The organism is Streptomyces sp. MS19, assembly GCF_047200595.1.
Taxonomy (GTDB): Bacteria; Actinomycetota; Actinomycetes; order Streptomycetales; family Streptomycetaceae; genus Streptomyces.
The window spans coordinates 80,132-97,591 of sequence record NZ_JBJZOH010000009.1; the positions used below are offsets into that span (position 1 = coordinate 80,132).

Annotated in this window: 15 protein-coding genes and 1 tRNA gene; 12 read left to right on the forward strand and 4 right to left on the reverse strand. The window is 74.7% G+C overall.

Annotated elements, in window-relative coordinates:
- Window positions 1-23 precede the first annotated feature (23 nt).
- The 4 genes from ACL02R_RS12165 to ACL02R_RS12180 are packed head-to-tail and all read left to right on the forward strand — an operon-like array spanning window position 24 to window position 5,785.
- Window positions 24-1,631 carry a carboxyl transferase domain-containing protein gene (locus tag ACL02R_RS12165; RefSeq protein ID WP_412796881.1) on the forward strand — a complete coding sequence of 536 codons (1,608 nt, stop codon included), beginning with the start codon at window positions 24-26 and terminating at the stop codon, window positions 1,629-1,631.
- Window positions 1,632-1,665: 34 nt separating this feature from the next.
- Entirely contained in the window at window positions 1,666-3,648 is a 1,983-nt protein-coding gene (locus tag ACL02R_RS12170; RefSeq protein ID WP_412796987.1) for a biotin carboxylase N-terminal domain-containing protein, read from the forward strand.
- The gene (locus tag ACL02R_RS12175) at window positions 3,645-4,610 is read left to right on the forward strand and encodes a hydroxymethylglutaryl-CoA lyase (RefSeq protein ID WP_412796882.1); all 966 of its coding nucleotides are present in this window, start codon (window positions 3,645-3,647) and stop codon (window positions 4,608-4,610) included. The genes ACL02R_RS12170 and ACL02R_RS12175 overlap by 4 nt, the downstream gene beginning before the upstream one ends.
- Window positions 4,611-4,612: 2 nt before the next feature.
- A complete protein-coding gene (locus ACL02R_RS12180; protein ID WP_412796883.1) occupies window positions 4,613-5,785 on the forward strand; it encodes an acyl-CoA dehydrogenase family protein in 1,173 nt (390 codons plus the stop codon).
- Window positions 5,786-5,890: 105 nt separating this feature from the next.
- Here the strand turns inward: ACL02R_RS12180 and ACL02R_RS12185 are convergent, their stop codons facing one another.
- Complete coding sequence (locus tag ACL02R_RS12185; protein ID WP_412796884.1) at window positions 5,891-6,541, reverse strand: hypothetical protein; 651 nt, start codon at window positions 6,539-6,541, stop codon at window positions 5,891-5,893.
- A gap of 7 nt (window positions 6,542-6,548) precedes the next feature.
- Window positions 6,549-7,310, reverse strand: a complete 762-nt coding sequence (locus ACL02R_RS12190) for a LysR family transcriptional regulator (RefSeq protein WP_412796885.1) — start codon at window positions 7,308-7,310, stop codon at window positions 6,549-6,551.
- Between ACL02R_RS12190 and ACL02R_RS12195 the strand changes: the two genes are divergently transcribed.
- The 3 genes from ACL02R_RS12195 to glmS all read left to right on the forward strand — a co-directional run bounded on the left by ACL02R_RS12195 (window position 7,288) and on the right by glmS (window position 9,761).
- Window positions 7,288-7,551: a hypothetical protein gene (locus tag ACL02R_RS12195; RefSeq protein ID WP_412796886.1), complete on the forward strand. Its 264-nt coding sequence runs from the start codon at window positions 7,288-7,290 to the stop codon at window positions 7,549-7,551. The two genes, ACL02R_RS12190 and ACL02R_RS12195, sit on opposite strands and share 23 nt — an antisense overlap.
- A gap of 70 nt (window positions 7,552-7,621) precedes the next feature.
- Window positions 7,622-7,900 (forward strand): hypothetical protein, encoded by a 279-nt coding sequence (locus tag ACL02R_RS12200; RefSeq protein ID WP_362965984.1) that lies wholly within the window; start codon window positions 7,622-7,624, stop codon window positions 7,898-7,900.
- Window positions 7,901-7,940: 40 nt separating this feature from the next.
- On the forward strand, window positions 7,941-9,761 hold the full coding sequence (gene glmS, locus ACL02R_RS12205) for a glutamine--fructose-6-phosphate transaminase (isomerizing) (RefSeq protein ID WP_412796887.1): 1,821 nt from the start codon (window positions 7,941-7,943) through the stop codon (window positions 9,759-9,761).
- A 441-nt stretch (window positions 9,762-10,202) separates the two neighbouring features.
- Here glmS and ACL02R_RS12210 read toward each other — a convergent pair whose 3' ends face one another.
- Complete coding sequence (locus ACL02R_RS12210) at window positions 10,203-10,724, reverse strand: universal stress protein (protein WP_362965980.1); 522 nt, start codon at window positions 10,722-10,724, stop codon at window positions 10,203-10,205.
- A gap of 821 nt (window positions 10,725-11,545) precedes the next feature.
- Between ACL02R_RS12210 and ACL02R_RS12215 the strand changes: the two genes are divergently transcribed.
- From ACL02R_RS12215 to ACL02R_RS12225, 3 genes are all read left to right on the forward strand, one after another.
- Window positions 11,546-12,655 carry a GlxA family transcriptional regulator gene (locus ACL02R_RS12215; protein WP_362965978.1) on the forward strand — a complete coding sequence of 370 codons (1,110 nt, stop codon included), beginning with the start codon at window positions 11,546-11,548 and terminating at the stop codon, window positions 12,653-12,655.
- A 75-nt stretch (window positions 12,656-12,730) separates the two neighbouring features.
- Entirely contained in the window at window positions 12,731-13,327 is a 597-nt protein-coding gene (orn, locus tag ACL02R_RS12220) for an oligoribonuclease (protein WP_412796888.1), read from the forward strand.
- Between the two features lie 88 nt (window positions 13,328-13,415).
- Window positions 13,416-13,491: transfer RNA gene (locus ACL02R_RS12225), tRNA-His, on the forward strand.
- A gap of 165 nt (window positions 13,492-13,656) precedes the next feature.
- On the opposite strand, the gene ACL02R_RS12230 is transcribed toward ACL02R_RS12225, so the two are convergent.
- Complete coding sequence (locus ACL02R_RS12230; RefSeq protein ID WP_412796889.1) at window positions 13,657-14,325, reverse strand: hypothetical protein; 669 nt, start codon at window positions 14,323-14,325, stop codon at window positions 13,657-13,659.
- Between the two features lie 179 nt (window positions 14,326-14,504).
- Here ACL02R_RS12230 and ACL02R_RS12235 point away from each other — a divergent pair, with 179 nt between their 5' ends.
- Both ACL02R_RS12235 and ACL02R_RS12240 read left to right on the forward strand, forming a co-directional pair.
- The gene (locus ACL02R_RS12235) at window positions 14,505-16,181 is read left to right on the forward strand and encodes a sigma-70 family RNA polymerase sigma factor (protein ID WP_412796890.1); all 1,677 of its coding nucleotides are present in this window, start codon (window positions 14,505-14,507) and stop codon (window positions 16,179-16,181) included.
- Window positions 16,182-16,704: 523 nt separating this feature from the next.
- Window positions 16,705-17,418, forward strand: coding sequence for a M50 family metallopeptidase (locus ACL02R_RS12240; protein ID WP_412796891.1), 714 nt, complete (start codon window positions 16,705-16,707; stop codon window positions 17,416-17,418).
- Window positions 17,419-17,460: the final 42 nt, after the last annotated feature.

Consider the following 17,460-nt stretch of genomic DNA (forward strand, 5'->3'; position numbering starts at 1 on the left):
TTAGCGAGCGTTAACCTGGCGGCATGCGGCAGGCAGCACCGGTGCTGAGCAGTACCGCCGACCCGGCGGCCGACACGTACGCGGCGAACGCCGCGGCCCATCGCGAACTGGCCGCGCGGCTGCGGGAGAGACTGGCGGCCGCCCGCCTCGGCGGCGGCGAACGCGCCCGCGCCCGCCACCTCGCGCGCGGCAAGCTCCTCCCGCGCGACCGGGTGGACGCCCTCCTCGACCCCGGCTCCCCGTTCCTGGAGATCGCCCCCCTGGCCGCCGACGGCCTCTACGAGGGCCAGGCGCCCGCCGCCGGGGTGATCGCGGGCATCGGGCGGGTCAGCGGCCGGGAGACCGTCGTCATCGCCAACGACGCGACGGTCAAGGGCGGAACGTACTTCCCGATGACCGTCAAGAAGCACCTGCGCGCCCAGGAGATCGCCCTCGACAACCGCCTGCCCTGCGTCTACCTCGTCGACTCGGGCGGCGCCTACCTGCCGCTCCAGGACGAGGTGTTCCCCGACCGCGACCACTTCGGCCGCATCTTCTACCACCAGGCCCGCATGTCCGCCGCCGGCATCCCGCAGATCGCCGCCGTCCTCGGCTCCTGCACGGCGGGCGGCGCGTACGTCCCCGCGATGAGCGACGAGGCCGTCATCGTGCGCGGCCAGGGCACGATCTTCCTCGGCGGCCCGCCGCTGGTGAAGGCCGCCACCGGCGAGGTCGTCACCGCCGAGGAACTGGGCGGCGGCGAGGTCCACGCGAAGGTCTCCGGCGTCACCGACCACCTCGCCGAGGACGACGCGCACGCGCTGCGCACCGTACGCGGCATCGTCGCGACCCTGCCCGCGCGCGGCCCGCTGCCGTGGTCCGTCGAGCCGGTGGAGGAGCCCGCCGCCGACCCGGCCGGGTTGTACGGGGTGGTGCCCGCCGACCCGCGTACGCCGTACGACGTCCGCGAGGTGATCGCGCGGCTGGTGGACGGCTCGCGCTTCGCCGAGTTCAAGGCCGAGTACGGCGGGACGCTCGTCACCGGCTTCGCCCGCCTGCACGGCCACCCGGTCGGCGTCGTCGCCAACAACGGCATCCTCTTCTCCGAGTCCGCCCAGAAGGGCGCCCACTTCATCGAGCTGTGCGACCAGCGCGGCATCCCGCTGCTCTTCCTCCAGAACATCTCCGGCTTCATGGTCGGCCGCGCCTACGAGGCGGGCGGCATCGCCAAGCACGGCGCGAAGATGGTGACGGCCGTCGCCTGCGCCCGCGTCCCCAAGCTGACCGTCGTCATCGGCGGCTCCTACGGCGCGGGCAACTACTCGATGTGCGGCCGGGCCTACTCGCCCCGCTTCCTGTGGATGTGGCCGAACGCGCGGATCTCCGTCATGGGCGGCGAGCAGGCCGCGTCCGTCCTCGCCACCGTCCGCCGCGACCAGGACCCGGACTGGAGCGCCGAGGCGGAGGAGGAGTTCAAGGAACCGATCCGCGCCCGCTACGAGGCCACGGGCAACGCCTACTACGCCACCGCGCGCCTGTGGGACGACGGGATCATCGACCCGCTGGAGACCCGCACCGTCCTCGGCCTCGCCCTGACCGCCTGTGCCAACGCGCCGCTGCCCGACAGCCGCTTCGGCGTCTTCCGGATGTGAGGAGGCGCGCGTGACGAGAGGGGAACGACCGCCGATGTTCGACACCGTGCTCGTCGCCAACAGGGGCGAGATCGCCGTCCGCGTCATCAGGACGCTGCGCCGCCTCGGCATCACCGCCGTCGCCGTCCACAGCGACGCCGACGCCGACGCGCGGCACGTCCGCGAGGCCGACACCGCCGTCCGCATCGGCCCGGCACGCGCCGCCGACAGCTACCTGTCCGCCGAACGCCTCCTGGAGGCCGCCGCCCGCAGCGGCGCCCAGGCGATCCACCCCGGCTACGGCTTCCTGGCGGAGAACGCCGCGTTCGCCCGCGCCGTCGAGGCGGCGGGGCTCACGTTCGTCGGCCCGCCCGCCGGGGCCATCGAGGCCATGGGCGACAAGATCCGCGCCAAGCGCCTCGCGGCGGACGGCGGCGTGCCCGTCGTCCCCGGCACGCCGGACGGCGACCTGTCGGACGCCGCGCGCGACCCCGGCTTCCCGCTGCTCCTCAAGCCGTCCGCCGGGGGCGGCGGCAAGGGCATGCGGCTGGTCCGCGACCCGGAGCGGCTGGCCGACGAGATCGCCGCCGCGCGCCGCGAGGCGCGCGCCGCGTTCGGCGACGGCACGCTGCTGGCCGAGCGGTGGATCGACCGGCCCCGGCACATCGAGATCCAGGTCCTCGCCGACGCGCACGGCGGCGCCGTCCACCTCGGCGAGCGCGAGTGCTCGCTCCAGCGGCGCCACCAGAAGATCGTGGAGGAGGCGCCGAGCCCGCTGCTCGACCCGGCGACGCGCGCCGCGATGGGCGAGGCGGCCGTACGCGCCGCGCGCCGCTGCGGCTACCGGGGCGCGGGCACGGTCGAGTTCATCGTGCCGGGCGACGACCCCGGCACGTTCTTCTTCATGGAGATGAACACCCGCCTCCAGGTCGAGCACCCCGTCACCGAGCTGACCACCGGGCTCGACCTCGTGGAGTGGCAGCTGCGGATCGCCGCCGGGGAGCGGCTGCCGTTCACGCAGGACGACGCGCCCACCGCCCGGGGCCACGCCGTGGAGGCCAGGATCTACGCGGAGAGCCCCCGGCTGGACTTCCTGCCGTCGTCCGGGCCCGTCCTGCTGCTGCGCGAACCGGCGGGGGAGGGCGTACGCGTCGACTCCGGGCTGCTCGCCGGCACCGAGGTCGGCACGGACTACGACCCCATGCTCGCCAAGGTCGTCGCCCACGGCCCCGACCGGCCCACCGCGCTGCGCCGCCTGCGGACCGCGCTCGCCGGGACGGCCGTGCTCGGCCTGGAGACCAACACCGGCTTCCTCCGCCGCCTCCTGGCCCACCCCGACGTGGCGGCCGGTACGTTCGACACCGGCCTCGTGGACCGCGAACGCGCCGCCCTCGCCCCGGCCGACCCGCCCGGCGCGGCGTACGCGGCCGCCGCCCTCCTCGCCCACGACGCGCTCGCCCCGGCGCCCGGCGGCTGGACCGACCCGTTCGCCGTCCCGTCCGGCTGGCGCCTCGGCGGCGAGGCGGCCTGGACCGCCCGTACGTGGCGCGTGCCCGGCGGCGAGCCCGTGACCGTACGGGTGCGGCCGGGCGAGGCGCGCGTCGGCGACGCCCCCGCCGAGCCCGCCCGGCTGCTGCCCGGCGACCCGGGCGACCCCGGCACGGTCCGCGTGCGGTACGGCGGCGTCACCCACACGTTCTCCCACGCGCCCGGCCCCGGCGGCCCCTGGCTCGGCCGCGACGGCGACGCCTGGCACCTGCGGGAGCACGACCCCGTGACGGCCGCCGGGGGCGCGCGCCCCGGGACCGCCGACGCCCTGCGCGCGCCCATGCCCGGCACGGTCACCGTCGTCAAGGCGGCCCTCGGCGACCCGGTGCGCGCGGGGCAGAGCCTGCTCGTCGTGGAGGCCATGAAGATGGAACACGTCGTCACCGCCCCGTACGACGGCACGCTCACCGCGCTGCACGTCACGGCCGGCGCCACCGTCGCCATGGACCAGCCGCTCGCCGTCGTCACCGCGCCGCAGGAGGCACCGTGAGCACCCCCGCGCCGTCCCCCGTACCCGCCCCGGGGCTGCCCGCCCGCGTCCGCGTCCACGAGGTGGGGCCGCGCGACGGCCTCCAGAACGAGGCGGCCGTCGTCCCGGTCGCGGTGAAGGCCGAGTTCGTCCACCGCCTCGCCGCCGCCGGGCTCACCACCATCGAGGCGACCAGCTTCGTCCACCCGGGGCGCGTCCCCCAACTCGCCGACGCCGACGAGCTGTACGGCATGCTCGGCGACCTCACCGGCACCGGCACCGGCACCGGCACCGGCGTCCGCCTGCCCGTCCTCGTGCCGAACGCGCGCGGCCTCGACCGGGCCCTCGCGTGCGGCGTCCGCGAGATCGCCGTCTTCGCCAGCGTCACCGAGTCCTTCGCGCGGGCCAACCTCGGCCGGGGCGTGGACGAGTCGCTCGCCATGTTCGCGCCTGTCGTGGCCCGCGCCACCGGCGCCGGGGTGCCTGTGCGCGGCTACCTGTCGATGTGCTTCGGCGACCCGTGGGAGGGCGACGTGCGCCCCGCCCAGGTCACCGCCGTCGCCCGCCGCCTGCTCGACATGGGCTGCGCCGAACTCAGCCTCGGCGACACCATCGGCGTCGCGACCCCGGGACAGGTCACCGCGCTGCTCGCCGCCCTCGACGCGGCGGGCGTCCCGGCCGGCCGCCTCGCCGTCCACTTCCACGACACGTACGGCCAGGCCCTCGCCAACACCCTGACCGCCCTGCGGCACGGCGTCACCACCGTCGATGCCGCCGCCGGGGGGCTCGGCGGCTGCCCGTTCGCGAAGTCCGCCACCGGCAACCTCGCCACCGAGGACCTGCTGTGGATGCTGCGCGGCCTCGGCATCGAGACCGGCGTGGACCTCGCCCGGCTCGCCGCCACCAGCCGCTGGATGGCCGCACACCTCGGCCGCCCCAGCCCCTCCCGCACCGTACGCGCTCTCGCACCCGAGGAGTCCTGACGATGCCCCTTGACCACCGCCTCAGCCCGGAGCACGAGGAACTGCGCCGGACGGTCGAGGCGTTCGCCCACGACGTCGTCGCCCCCCGGATCGCCGCGCACTACGAGAACCACACGTTCCCCTACGACATCGTGCGCGAGATGGGCTGCATGGGGCTGTTCGGCCTGCCGTTCCCGGAGGAGTACGGCGGCATGGGCGGCGACTACCTCGCGCTGTGCCTCGCCCTGGAGGAACTGGCCCGCGTCGACTCGTCCGTGGCCATCACCCTGGAGGCGGGCGTCTCGCTCGGCGCGATGCCGATCCACCGGTTCGGCACCGAGGAGCAGAAACGCGCCTGGCTGCCGCGCCTGTGCGCGGGCGAGCTGCTCGGCGCGTTCGGCCTGACCGAGCCGGGCTGCGGCTCCGACGCGGGCGGCACGCGCACCACCGCCGTCCTCGACGGGGACAGCTGGGTCGTCAACGGCACCAAGAGCTTCATCACCAACTCGGGCACCGACATCACCGGCCTGATCACCGTCACCGCCGTGACCGCGCTGCCGGACGGCGGGCGGGGCATCTCCGCGATCATCGTCCCGGCGGGCACGCCGGGGCTCACCGTCGCGCCGCCCTACTCCAAGGTCGGCTGGAACGCCTCGGACACCCACGAGCTGTCCCTCGCCGACGTCCGCGTCCCCGCCGCCAACCTGCTCGGCGAACCGGGCAGGGGCTATGCGCAGTTCCTCCGCATCCTGGACGAGGGCCGCATCGCGATCTCCGCCCTGGCGACCGGGCTCGCCCAGGGCTGCGTGGACGAGTCGGTGCGGTACGCGGGGGAGCGCGAGGCGTTCGGCCGGCCCATCGGCGACAACCAGGCGATCCAGTTCAAGCTGGCCGACATGGAGACGCGCGCCCACACCGCCCGCGCCGCCTGGCGCGACGCCGCCTCCCGCCTGCTGGCCGGCGAACCGTTCAAGAAGGCCGCCGCCATCGCCAAGCTGCACTCCTCGGACGTCGCCGTCGTCAACGCCCGCGAGGCCACCCAGATCCACGGCGGCTACGGCTTCATGAACGAGTACCCCGTCGCCCGCATGTGGCGCGATGCGAAGATCCTGGAGATCGGCGAGGGCACCAGCGAGGTGCAGCGGATGCTGATTGCACGGGAATTGGGAGTCCCGTACGCCGCGTCACGCGGCTGACACAGCGGCGCGCGGAGGCCATCCGCGCGTTCGCCGGGGACTTCGTCGCCGGGCTCAAGGAGGCCAAGGGCTGCGAGGTCTGACGGCCGTCCCCGCCGGGTGGTGTCAGCCGCTCGCGTTCTCGGGGTCCACCGGGTCCACGGGGGCGCCGTCGCCGTTCGCGGGGAGGTCGCCGCGTTCGACCGGGGTGCCGTCGTCGTCGGGGGCGTCGGGGAGTGTCGCGGCCAGTTCGGCCGGGTCGGCCTGGTGCGCCGCCTCCAGCGCCGCGTCCAGCGTCTCGGCGGGTACGGACGTGTCGCCCGCGACCGTGACCAGGCGGCCGTCCTCGACGCGCGCCCGCAGCCCGCCCGACGCGTCCGACGACGCGGTCCACACGCCGCCGTCCGTGGCGCAGAACCAGCCCTCGCCGCCGGTGAGGACGGGGCACAGGTCCTCGGTGTCCTGCGGCGCGTGGTCCACCATGAGGTGCAGCACCGCCCCGCTCGCGTCCGTGTAACTGCTCTGGAAGCCGCTCGCGTTGAGCGGTCCCACCGACTGGACGGCCAGGGTGAAGCCGGGCGCCTCCGTCACGTAGACCATGTCCACCGTCGTGTCCAGCGCCGCCGCGCGCGCCACCAGCGCCTCGTCCACGGGCTCGTCCGCGGCGCCTGTCCCGGCCGGCCTGTCCGTGCCGTCCTCCTCGCCGCAGGCCGCCAGGCCGAGCAGCGGCAGTGCGAGCAGCGGTATGACAGCGATGCTGCGCGCCGTACGTCTCATACGGACATCATGCGATACGCGGCGCCGTGACCCGGCGGCGGGCCTCGGCGTAGCGGCGTACGAGGGGCCGGGTGTCGTCCGCCCGCCAGGCCGGCGCCGGCCTGCTGGGGGAGAGGCCGTCCACGGGCCGCACGGCGACGCCGTCCCGCGCGAGCAGCGGCGCGTTGCCCTCCGCGAGCAGCACGACGCCCCGGCCGTCCACCAGCGCCTCGTACGTCTCGTCGGGGCCCGACACGACGGCGCCGATCCTCGCGGGCCGTCCGCCGCGCGCCTCGGGCGCCAGCCAGTGCTCCCGCAGCGCGCCCGCGTCCCCCGGCAGCGCGAGGAACGGCTCGTCCGGCAGGGCCACGAACCGCTGTTCCTCGGCCACCACCAGCCAGCCGTACCTGGCCGGTTCCGGCAGGGGCAGCCAGACGTACGCGAGGTCGCTCGACCCGTCCGCGAGCCCGGCCGTGGGGTCATCCCAGCCGACCTGCCGCAGCCGCAGCCCGCCCCGGCCCGGACCGGTGGACATGCCGATCACCAGCGTGGCCCGCTGCTCGGCCAGGGCCGCCGCGACGGCCGACCGCCCGGCGTCCCAGCCGGCCAGGACGCGGCGGGCGTGCGGCGGCAGCGCGGTGCCGACGGGCGTGAGGCGTACGTCGCCCCCGCCGCGCGTGAAGAGGGGCGCGCCGAGCTGCCGCTCCAGGGCGCGGATCTGCTGGCTGAGCGCGGGCTGCGAGACGTACAGCCGTTCGGCCGCACGGGTGAAGTGCAGCTCTTCGGCCACTGTCACGGAATACCGCAGGTCTTGGACGGGCAAGGGGCGGCGGAGCGAGGGTGGTGGTCAGCCGGGTGACCCCGCGAAGGCCGCCGCCGCGATCCTGGCGGCCCTGCGCGCGGCGGACACGCCGCTGCGCCTGCCGCTGGGCGTGGACGCCGTGGACGCCGTCCGCGGGCACCTCGGCCAGGTGGGCGCGGAGCTGGACACCTGGGAGGCGACGGCGCGCGCGACCGCGTTCGACGCCTGATCCCGACACTTCCTGCCCGATATCGGGCAGGAATGTTGCGAAAGTACGCCGGCCTCCCCAGTATCGAGAGGTGCCAGAACGCCGTACGCCGCCGCATGACGACCTCGTGGACCACCTGGTGCGCAGCACACCGCTCTCCCGCGGTGAGGCTGCCCGGGTGGTTCTCGACGTTCTGGCGTACTTCGACGAGACGGCCGAGGAATTCGTTCGAAGGCGCCACCGCGAACTGCGCTCCGGCGGGCTGACCAACGAGATGATCTTCGAACGGATCGCGGACGAGCTGCCGCGCCGCGCCGTGGCGCCGCCCGCGCTGTCGCTGCGGCAGCTGCGGCGCATCGTGTACGGATAGGAACGGACCAGCAGGCCTGCGGGCCGCGGGAGGAACGCCCATGTGTGGAATCGTCGGGTACATCGGCAAGCGGGACGTCGCGCCCCTCCTTCTCGAAGGACTCCAGCGCCTGGAGTACCGCGGCTATGACTCGGCCGGCGTCGCGATCCAGAACAGCGGCAGGGGCGGCGGGCTCAAGGTCGTGAAGAACGCGGGCCGCGTCCGCGACCTGGAGGCCAAGGTCCCCGCGCGCTTCGCCGGGACCAGCGGCATCGCCCACACCCGCTGGGCCACGCACGGCGCGCCCAACGACGTCAACGCCCACCCCCACCTGGACGCGCTCGGCGAGATCGCCGTCGTCCACAACGGCATCATCGACAACTCCGCCGAGCTGCGCGCCAAGCTCGCCGCCGACGGCGTCGAGCTGGCCTCCGACACCGACACCGAGGTCCTCGCCCACCTCGTCGCCCGCGCCCAGTCCGACACGCTGGAGGGCAAGGTCCGCGAGGCGCTGCGGCACATCGAGGGCACCTACGGCATCGCCGTCCTGCACGCCGCCTTCCCCGACCGCATCGTCGTGGCGCGCAACGGCTCGCCGGTCGTCCTCGGCATCGGCGAGAAGGAGATGTTCGTCGCCTCCGACGTCGCCGCGCTGGTCAGCCACACCCGGCAGGTCATCACGCTGGACGACGGCGAGATGGCCACCCTCAAGGCCGACGACTACCGCACCTACACCACCGACGGCAGCCGCACCGCCACCTCCCCGACCACCGTCGAGTGGGAGGCCGAGAGCTGGGACATGGGCGGCCACGACACGTACATGCACAAGGAGATCGCCGAGCAGCCCGAGGCCGTGGACCGGGTGCTGCGCGGCCGGATCGACGACCGGTTCGCGACCGTGCGCCTCGGCGGCCTGAACCTCGACCCGCGCGCGGCCCGCGCCGTGCGGCGCGTGAAGATCCTCGGCTGCGGCTCGGCGTACCACGCGGGCCTCATCGGCGCCCAGCTGATCGAGGAACTGGCCCGCATTCCCGCCGACGCCGAGCCCGCCAGCGAGTTCCGCTACCGCAACGCGGTCGTGGACCCGGACACCCTCTACATCGCCACCAGCCAGTCGGGCGAGACGTACGACACCCTCGCGGCCGTCCAGGAGCTGAAGCGCAAGGGCGCGATGGTCCTCGGCGTCGTGAACGTGGTCGGCAGCGCCATCGCCCGCGAGACGGACGGCGGGGTCTACGTGCACGCGGGGCCCGAGGTGTGCGTCGTCTCCACCAAGTGCTTCACCAACACGGCGGTCGCCTTCGCGCTGCTCGCGCTGCACCTGGGCCGCATCAGGGACCTGTCCGTCGCGGACGGCCGCCGCATCATCGAGGGCCTGCGGAAGCTGCCGGAGCAGATCCAGCAGATCCTGCGCGACGAGGAGCGCATCGCGAAGCTCGCCGCCGAGCTGGCGGAGGCGAAGAGCATGCTGTTCGTCGGCCGTGTGCGGGGCTTCCCGGTGGCCAAGGAGGCGTCCCTCAAGCTGAAGGAGGTCTCCTACATCCACGCCGAGGCGTACCCGGCCTCCGAGCTGAAGCACGGCCCGCTGGCGCTGATCGAGCCCGCCGTGCCGACGGTCGCGATCATGCCGAACGACGAGCTGGCCGACAAGAACCGCGCCACGCTGGAGGAGATCAAGGCCCGCAGCGGCCGGATCGTCGCCGTCGCGCACGAGGAGCAGGCGAAGGCGGACGACACCCTCGTGGTGCCGTGCAACGAGCCGGAGCTCGACCCGATCCTGATGGGCATCCCGCTCCAGCTGCTCGCGTACCACACGGCGCTGGCGCTCGGCCGGGACATCGACAAGCCGCGGAACCTCGCGAAGTCCGTCACCGTCGAGTGAGGCGCTGAGGCCGCCGGACGTGCGGCGGCCCCCGGGGAGTGCGTGCCACCATACGCACCCCCGGGGGCCGCCCGGTGCGCCGGCGTCGCCCATTACGCCGGCTGGGATAAGCCGCGGCCGGGTCCGTCACCTCCCGACCGGCGGCCCAAAGCGGTACCGGGACCGGTTCTGTCGAGCCGGTGACCCTGTTATGCCCATCACAAACGCACAATCCACCCGTCACGGCCGACAAATTTGGTGAATGCTCCGTGCGCACCCAGGGGAACACCCCCCGTTCCGGCGAACGGGCAGGCCGAAGCCCCGCGTGGGCTCCGGAACGGGCTGTCCAGGACCCCGGCGGGGCGGTGGTGTGCGTGCGGGATGGCGTCCGTGGTGCTCCCGGGGGAGCTGGGGACTTCCGGTGGTTTCCGTGCGTTCCCGCGACGGGCGGGGCGCGCCGGGCTACGGGATGACGATCACCGGGCGCTGGGCCCGGCGCGCCAGCCGTCCCGACACCGAGCCGAAGAGCCGCCCGAGCAGGCCGTGGGTCGTGCCCACGACGATGGCGTCGGCGACGAACTCCCGGCCGACCTCCTCCAGTTCGTGGCAGATGTCCCCGCCGCGTTCGAGGAGCACCCACGGCACGTCCGACAGGTGTTCGGCGCAGGCGAGTTCGAGACCGAGGACCTCGGTCCTGTGGTCCGGCACATCGACCAGCGCGGGCGGCTCGCAGCCCGCCCAGACGGTCGTCGGCAGCCGGTTGGCGACGTGGACGATGATCAGCCCGCAGTGCGAGCGCTGCGCCATGCCCACCGCGTAGGCCAGCGCGCGCTCACTGGACGTCGAGCCGTCGAAGCCCACGACCACGCCGTGCTGGAACGCGGGATCTCGGGGCGTGCACGCGTCCCCGGCCAGGTCGGGCGTGGACGAGGGATCGGCGACGCGCCTGCGATCCGCTGGTTCGGGGAACTCGTATCCAGCCATCGGTGCCTCAGCGGTGAGTCAGTGAGGAAGCTCGGGGGTGCCGGCGTAGGGACAGGGACATGGCGGAGGGGCGACGGGACCGGGACGACCCGGAACGCCGGTCACTCGGGGAACTCCGGGAGAATCCTCGGAATTCTCAGAATCCACGGCCGTTCCGAAAATCCGGTACATACGTCTCACTTCCACCGGTTCCACTCCCAGGGTACGGCGTTGGTCATCCAGTGCCCAGGGTTGCCGCGTACAACCCCTGAAACCAAAGCCGCGACCGTGACCGAGCAGCATGCCCTACCCGGCCCCGGCGACGCAATCCTTTCGGACACCTGGTGATACGGGCGCTGGCTGTGCGTGACCGCGCGCCGGGCGCCCGCGCCCCCCGCTGTTGACATGTCCGCCCTGCCTGCATCGATGCGCCCGCCGCGCGCCCCCGGGGTGGAGCAGCGCGGGGGAGGCGCGCGCCGGGAGCAGTGCGACTGTCGGGCCGGTGCCCGCCATTTTCGGCCAACTTCCCCTGGTCCGCAGCACCCTGCCCACCGGCCACGCCGACCCCTCCGGTATACCGGGGGAAGTCCCGCGGCCGGGCGTCCGGGCCATCGCGGGCCCAGGACAGGGGGGATGGCGGGGGGAGGCGTACTTCCCCCAACCGCTCGCGCGTGCAACGCTTCCAGATCGACTGCTTCGCGCCACGTTGTCATGTCGATATAGCGCCGAGTGATGAACTTGTCCCGCCGACCTCACCTGACACAGTAGATTCGATCTTGGCAATCACGTCGGGGGAAACGTGCAGGACCGAGAGGATGCGACGACCGAGGGAACTGAGGAGCATGAGCCAGGACCCAACGCACGGCCCCGAGCCAGCCGTCAAGCTCGCTGCCCGACGCCGCCGCGAAGTCGTCGCGGTGCTGCTGTTCAGCGGCAGTCCAATGTTCGAAAGCTCCATTCCGCTGTCCGTCTTCGGCATCGACCGCCAGGACGCCGGGGTCCCGCGCTACCGGCTGCTCGCCTGCGCCGGTGAGGAGGGGCCGCTGCGCACCACCGGAGGGCTGGAGCTGCGCGCGCCGTACGGTCTCGGGGCCGTCGCGCGGGCGGGCACGGTGATCGTCCCCGCGTGGCGGTCGATCACGGGCCCGCCGCCCGCCGCCGCGCTGGCCGCGCTGCGGCGCGCCCACAGCGAGGGCGCGCGGATCGTCGGCCTGTGCACGGGCGCGTTCGCCCTGGGGGCCGCCGGGCTCCTGGACGGCCGCCCCGCGACGACGCACTGGATGTACGCGCCGACGCTCGCCAAGCGCTACCCCTCGGTCCACGTGGACCCCAGGGAACTGTTCGTGGACGACGGGGACATCCTGACCTCGGCGGGCACCGCCGCCGGGATCGACCTGTGCCTCCACATCGTCCGCCAGGACCACGGCCCCGAGGCCGCCGCCGCCCTGGCACGCCGCCTGGTGCTGCCCCCCCGCCGGGGCAACGGCACGGCGGAGCCCGCCCAGCACCGGCACCTCGACCGGTCTTTACCCGAAGACATCGGGGCCGACCCGCTGGCGGAGGTGGTGGCCTGGGCGCTGGAGCACCTCCACGAGCAGTTCGACGTGGAGACGCTCGCCGCCCGCGCGTACATGAGCCGGCGGACGTTCGACCGGCGGTTCCGCTCGCTCACCGGCAGCGCGCCGCTCCAGTGGCTCATCACGCAGCGTGTGCTCCAGGCACAGCGGCTGCTGGAGGTGTCCGACTACTCGGTGGACGAGGTGGCGGGACGCTGCGGCTTCCGCTCGCCGGTGGCCCTGCGCGGCCACTTCAGGCGGCAGCTCGGCGCCTCGCCCGCCGCGTACCGGGCGGCGTACCGGGCCAGGCAGCAGGACACCGGCGCGCGCGTCAAGCCGGTCGCGGACGGGTTCACGGCCCGGGTGCCGGGCCAGCGCAGCCGCCCGCCCGCCTGACCGGGGGCGGGCGCGGCGCAGGGCGACGGGCCGGGGCGACCGGCCCGTCGCCCTGCGCGACGTAAGGTTGTTCGCATGAACGATCGCATGGTGTGGATCGACTGCGAGATGACCGGTCTGTCCCTGGCCGACGACGCCCTGATCGAGGTGGCCGCGCTGGTCACCGACTCGGAGCTGAACGTGCTCGGCGCGGGGGTGGACGTCGTGATCCGGCCCCCGGCCGCCGCGCTGGAGTCCATGCCGGAGGTCGTGCGCGCCATGCACACCGCCTCCGGGCTCCTGGACGAGCTGGAGGGCGGCACGTCCCTGGAGGAGGCGGAGGAACGCGTCCTCGCCTACATCAGGGAGCACGCGCCCGAGGCGGGCAAGAGCCCCCTGTGCGGCAACTCCATCGGCACCGACCGGGGGTTCCTGAGCCGCGACATGCCCCGGCTCGTGTCGCACCTCCACTACCGCGTGATCGACGTCTCGTCCGTCAAGGAGCTGGCGCGCCGCTGGTACCCCCGCGCGTACTTCAACAGCCCGGAGAAGGGCGGCAACCACCGGGCGCTCGCCGACATCCGCGAGTCCATCGCCGAGCTGCGCTACTACCGCGAGACGGTCTTCGTGCCCCAGCCGGGCCCCGACTCGGACACCGCCCGGCGGATCGCCGCGGAGCACGTCGTCCGCTGAACGGGCTCCCGCAGGGCCGCGCGGAAGCGCGGTGCGCCGGGCCCCGGCGACCCTGTACACTCGTGTCCGGCCGCTGCGGCGGCGGATGGTGGGTGTAGCTCAGTTGGTAGAGCACCTGGTTGTGGTCCAGGTGGCCGCGGGTTCAAGTCCCGTCACTCACCCCATACGACGGAGGCCCCGTCCACATCTGCGGATGCGGACGGGGCCTCCGTCGTGTCGCCACCGGCCGCCCGCCTCCCGTACCACCGGAGGTCCGGCGGTACGGGAGGGCGGGGCGTACGGCGCGGTCCCGGGCGCTCGGGGGCGTCTGCCCGGAGCCGGGCCGGGGCTCAGGCCTGATCGGGGCGGGGCCGCTGCCGCGGCACCGCGTGGCGCGGCGGGCTGATGAGGGTGATCTGCCGGACGACCTGGTGGAACGCCAGCAGCGCGGAGATCGGCGGCAGGCCGGCGACGGCGAGGCTCATGACGCTCGGCGGCGCCTGCGCGACGCACAGCGCCACCGCGATGCCGGAGAACAGCACGACGACCAGCCAGGAGTGCAGCGAACGCCGCTGGTGCAGCGCCGCCCGCACGATGGACAGCGACGCGACGAGCCACGGCCCGAAGATCAGCAGCGGCCACCAGTCGGTCAGCGCGTCGGACGCGCCGGGGGCGGCGGCGTCGCGCAGCGGGCCGTAGGAGATGAGGCCGCCGAGGACGCTGAGCATCGCCATCAGCGCGGTCGCGGCGGCGGCGATCAGCAGGCTCGTCCAGCGCAGCCACTTCACCTGGGCCGACGGGCCGAGCCACTGGACGCGCTGCCTGCGCTTGCGGTGGCGGGCCGGCACGGTCTCGGCCAGGTGCGCGCGCGGCTCGTCGGCCGCCTCCGCGCCCGGCACGACGTCCAGGGGGAGCAGCAGTTCCTCCAGCCGGGAGGTGTCGCCGAAGATATCCCAGCCGCCCGGTCCTGTCCTGAGTTCCGGAGGGATCAGGAGATTCGTTTCCTCGTCATGCATCATCAGTGCGTGTTCTCCGTGTCGTCGGTCTCACATGTCGCCAACGACGCGTCGGCTGCCGGGGTGTGAGGCATTGGGGTGACACGGCGCCCAGGAGTGGTGTCGTGGCGCCGACTTGACCCGGCGGGCCGGTAGTAGGGATCGCCCGCGCCCGCGGGGTGCGCCGGTGGAGAGGGGTCGGTATGGCGGAGCCCGACGAGATGCTGCTGGCGCGGGTGCGCGCGGGCGACGGTGTGGCCTACGGGGCGTTCTACCGGCGGCACGCGGGCGCGGTCCGCCGCTACGCCCGGGTCTGCTGCGCGGACTCCCACCTCGCCGAGGACCTGACGGCCGAGGTCTTCGCCAGGACGCTGCGCGCGCTGCGTTCCGGCGCCGGGCCGAACGAGTCGGCGCGCGCGTACCTCCTCACGACGGTCCGCCGTGTCGCGGCGCAGTGGGGCGCGGGCGGGCGGCGCGAGCAGCCGGTGGCCGACCTCGGCGACCTCGCCGCGCAGCACCCGGCCGAGTCGGTGGCGCTGATCCGCGCGGCCGACCGTTCGATGGCCGCGCGCGCGTTCCACAGCCTGCCGGAGCGGTGGCAGGAGGTGCTGTGGCACACGGCGGTCGAGCAGCAGCCGCTGAGCCGCGTCGGCCCGCTGCTCGGTCTGACGCCCAACGCGACCGCCGTCCTCGCCTTCCGCGCCCGGGAGGGGCTGCGGGAGGCGTATCTCCAGGCGCACGTGAACTCGGCGCTCACCGGGCAGGCCGGCTGCCGCCAGCACGCGACGCGGCTCGGCGCGTTCGCCCGCAAGCCGATGCGGCGGCGCGGCTACCGGCAGCTGAGGCACCATCTGCGGGGCTGCGAGCGCTGCCGGTCGGCGTACCTGGAGCTGGTGGACATCAACGCGACGCTGCGGGGGCTCGTGCCCGCCGCGCTGGTGGGGTGGCTGGCCGCCGCCCGGCTGATGGGCGGGACGGCCCAGGCGGCGGGGGCCGTCCACGCGACGCAAGTGGCGGCGCCGCTCGGCGCCGGGCTCGCCGCCGAGCTGATACCGGCCGGTCCTGGCATCGCGCATGCGGGCGGGGCGCTGGCGAAGCTGGTGGTGGGCGCGGCGATGGCGGTCGCGACGGGCGCCGCGGCGGCGGGGCCGGCGCCGCACGCGCCCGCCCAGCCGCCCCCGGCGGCGGCGCCGGAGTACGGGGCGCGGCAGTACGGCGGTGACGCGGGGACGGGCGGTGGGGGCACGGTGCGCGGCGGGGAGCCGTTCTCACCGGTCGTCAGGCGTGAGCCGCCGGGGGAGCGGACGGGGGAGGAGCGGATGGGTCCGCGCGCGCGGCCGGCCGTGCCCGCCCCGGTCGCCACCGCCGCGCCACCGCCCGTGACCCTGGCCGCCACCCTGCCGGTGGCCGAGCCCGTGCCGGTGCCGGTGCCTGAGTCCTCGGGGGGAACAACGGTCCCGGCCGTGCCGCCGGAGACCCCGGCGACCCCCCTCGGGCCCGTGACGCCGGAGACCCCCGGATCGCCGGTGTCACCCGTGCCCGGGACACAGGCGGAGGCGCCGCCGGAGCCTGGGCCTGTCGCCGGGCCGGACGCGGGCGTTCAGCCGCAGCCGGTTCCCGGGCCGCCCGGCACCGACGCGGGTCCCGGTGCTCCTGCCGGGCCACCGGGTGCGGGGACGCAGCCGGAGCCTGAGCTGGAGGGCGTGCCGTGGGCGGGGCCGGACGCGGGCGTTCAGCCGCAGCCGGTTCCCGGGCCGCCCGGCACCGGCGCGGGTCCCGGTGTCCCTGCCGGGCCACCGGGCGCGGGGACGCAGCCGGAGCACGAACTCCCCGCCTTCGACGCCGGATTCGGTGTGCCCGCCGGGGCGCCGGAGGAGTGACGGCGGCGCTTCCGCCCCTACGCGTGCCCCGGGTACGGACCGGAGTCCTGTGGGTCTTGGCGCGCTGAGGGTTCCGGGGACGGCGTGCTGTCGGTGGGGTGCGAGGCGGGGGTTCAGCCGGGGCCGGTTTCCGGGCCTCTGCCGTCGTCGCCGGACCGTGCCGCCGGGACTCCGGCGGCTCCGGACATGTCCGGGACGCCCCTCCCACGGGGCCTGTGGAGCCGGACTGGCGGGTGGTCATGGCCTCCGCCATGGAATGTCAGGCGGCCGCCGGGCCCTGGGAGAAGAAAGCGACGATGTCCTCAAGACCCTGGTCGCCGAACATGCTCTCCAGGCTGGCGGCGGACCCGGCGGCCGAGGCCCTCGGCGCGGCGGAACGTCCCCGCCTCGTACGCCGCCGGCCCCGCCTCGGTGTCGCCGGGGTTCGCGCCGCGGCGGCGCGGGGCACCGGCACCGGGAGGGCCCGGCCCGCCCGGCGCCTCGTAGGATCGGGCGCCCGACGACCGTCCACCCAGGGGGGACCATGGACACCGCCGACATCACCGAGGTCTGGGACCGCGTCACGGGTACGCAGCCCGCGCCCGGCATGTGGCTCATAGCCCTGACGGCGGCCGTCGCCTTCGCGGCCGTCGCGCCGCGCGGCGTCTGGCGCTGGACCCGCAACACGATCACCATCGCCCACGAGGGCGGCCACGGCCTCGCCGCCCTGCTCACCGGCCGCAAGCTCGACGGCATCAGGCTCCACTCGGACACCTCGGGCCTCACCGTCTCGCGCGGACGCCCCACCGGCCCCGGCATGATCGTCACCGCCGCCGCCGGGTACACCGCCCCCTCCCTCCTCGGCCTCGGCGGCGCCGTCCTCCTGTCCGCCGGGCGCACGACCGCGCTCCTGTGGGGCGCGACGGCGCTCCTGCTGGCGCTCCTGGTGATGGTGCGCAACGCTTACGGAGCGCTCACGGTCGTCGTCACCGCCGCCGTCTTCCTCTCCGTCTCCTGGCTGACCGAGCCGGACGTCCAGGCCGCGTTCGCCTACGTCGTCGTGTGGCTGCTGCTCATGGGCGGGGTGCGGCCCGTGTTCGAACTCCAGGTCAAGCGGCGCAGGGGTGCCGCGCGGGACTCGGACGCGGACCAGCTGTCGCGGCTCACGCACGTACCCGCGTTCGCGTGGTTGCTGTTCTTCCACGCCGTCGCGCTGGTGTCACTCTTCGGAGGCGGGACGCGGCTGCTGATGCTCTGAGCCGGGCGGGACAAGGGGATCGCGGCGCGTCGCGCACTAGAG

Excerpts from the sequence above, each read along its gene's own strand:
- ACL02R_RS12165 (WP_412796881.1), top strand. The coding sequence starts at position 24 with ATGCGGCAGGCAGCACCGGTGCTGAGCAGTACCGCCGACCCGGCGGCC.
- ACL02R_RS12170 (WP_412796987.1), top strand. The coding sequence starts at position 1,666 with ATGTTCGACACCGTGCTCGTCGCCAACAGGGGCGAGATCGCCGTCCGC.
- ACL02R_RS12180 (WP_412796883.1), top strand. The coding sequence starts at position 4,613 with ATGCCCCTTGACCACCGCCTCAGCCCGGAGCACGAGGAACTGCGCCGG.
- ACL02R_RS12185 (WP_412796884.1), bottom strand. The coding sequence starts at position 6,541 with ATGAGACGTACGGCGCGCAGCATCGCTGTCATACCGCTGCTCGCACTG.
- glmS (WP_412796887.1), top strand. The coding sequence starts at position 7,941 with ATGTGTGGAATCGTCGGGTACATCGGCAAGCGGGACGTCGCGCCCCTC.
- ACL02R_RS12210 (WP_362965980.1), bottom strand. The coding sequence starts at position 10,724 with ATGGCTGGATACGAGTTCCCCGAACCAGCGGATCGCAGGCGCGTCGCC.
- ACL02R_RS12215 (WP_362965978.1), top strand. The coding sequence starts at position 11,546 with ATGAGCCAGGACCCAACGCACGGCCCCGAGCCAGCCGTCAAGCTCGCT.
- orn (WP_412796888.1), top strand. The coding sequence starts at position 12,731 with ATGAACGATCGCATGGTGTGGATCGACTGCGAGATGACCGGTCTGTCC.
- ACL02R_RS12230 (WP_412796889.1), bottom strand. The coding sequence starts at position 14,325 with ATGATGCATGACGAGGAAACGAATCTCCTGATCCCTCCGGAACTCAGG.
- ACL02R_RS12235 (WP_412796890.1), top strand. The coding sequence starts at position 14,505 with ATGGCGGAGCCCGACGAGATGCTGCTGGCGCGGGTGCGCGCGGGCGAC.
- ACL02R_RS12240 (WP_412796891.1), top strand. The coding sequence starts at position 16,705 with ATGGACACCGCCGACATCACCGAGGTCTGGGACCGCGTCACGGGTACG.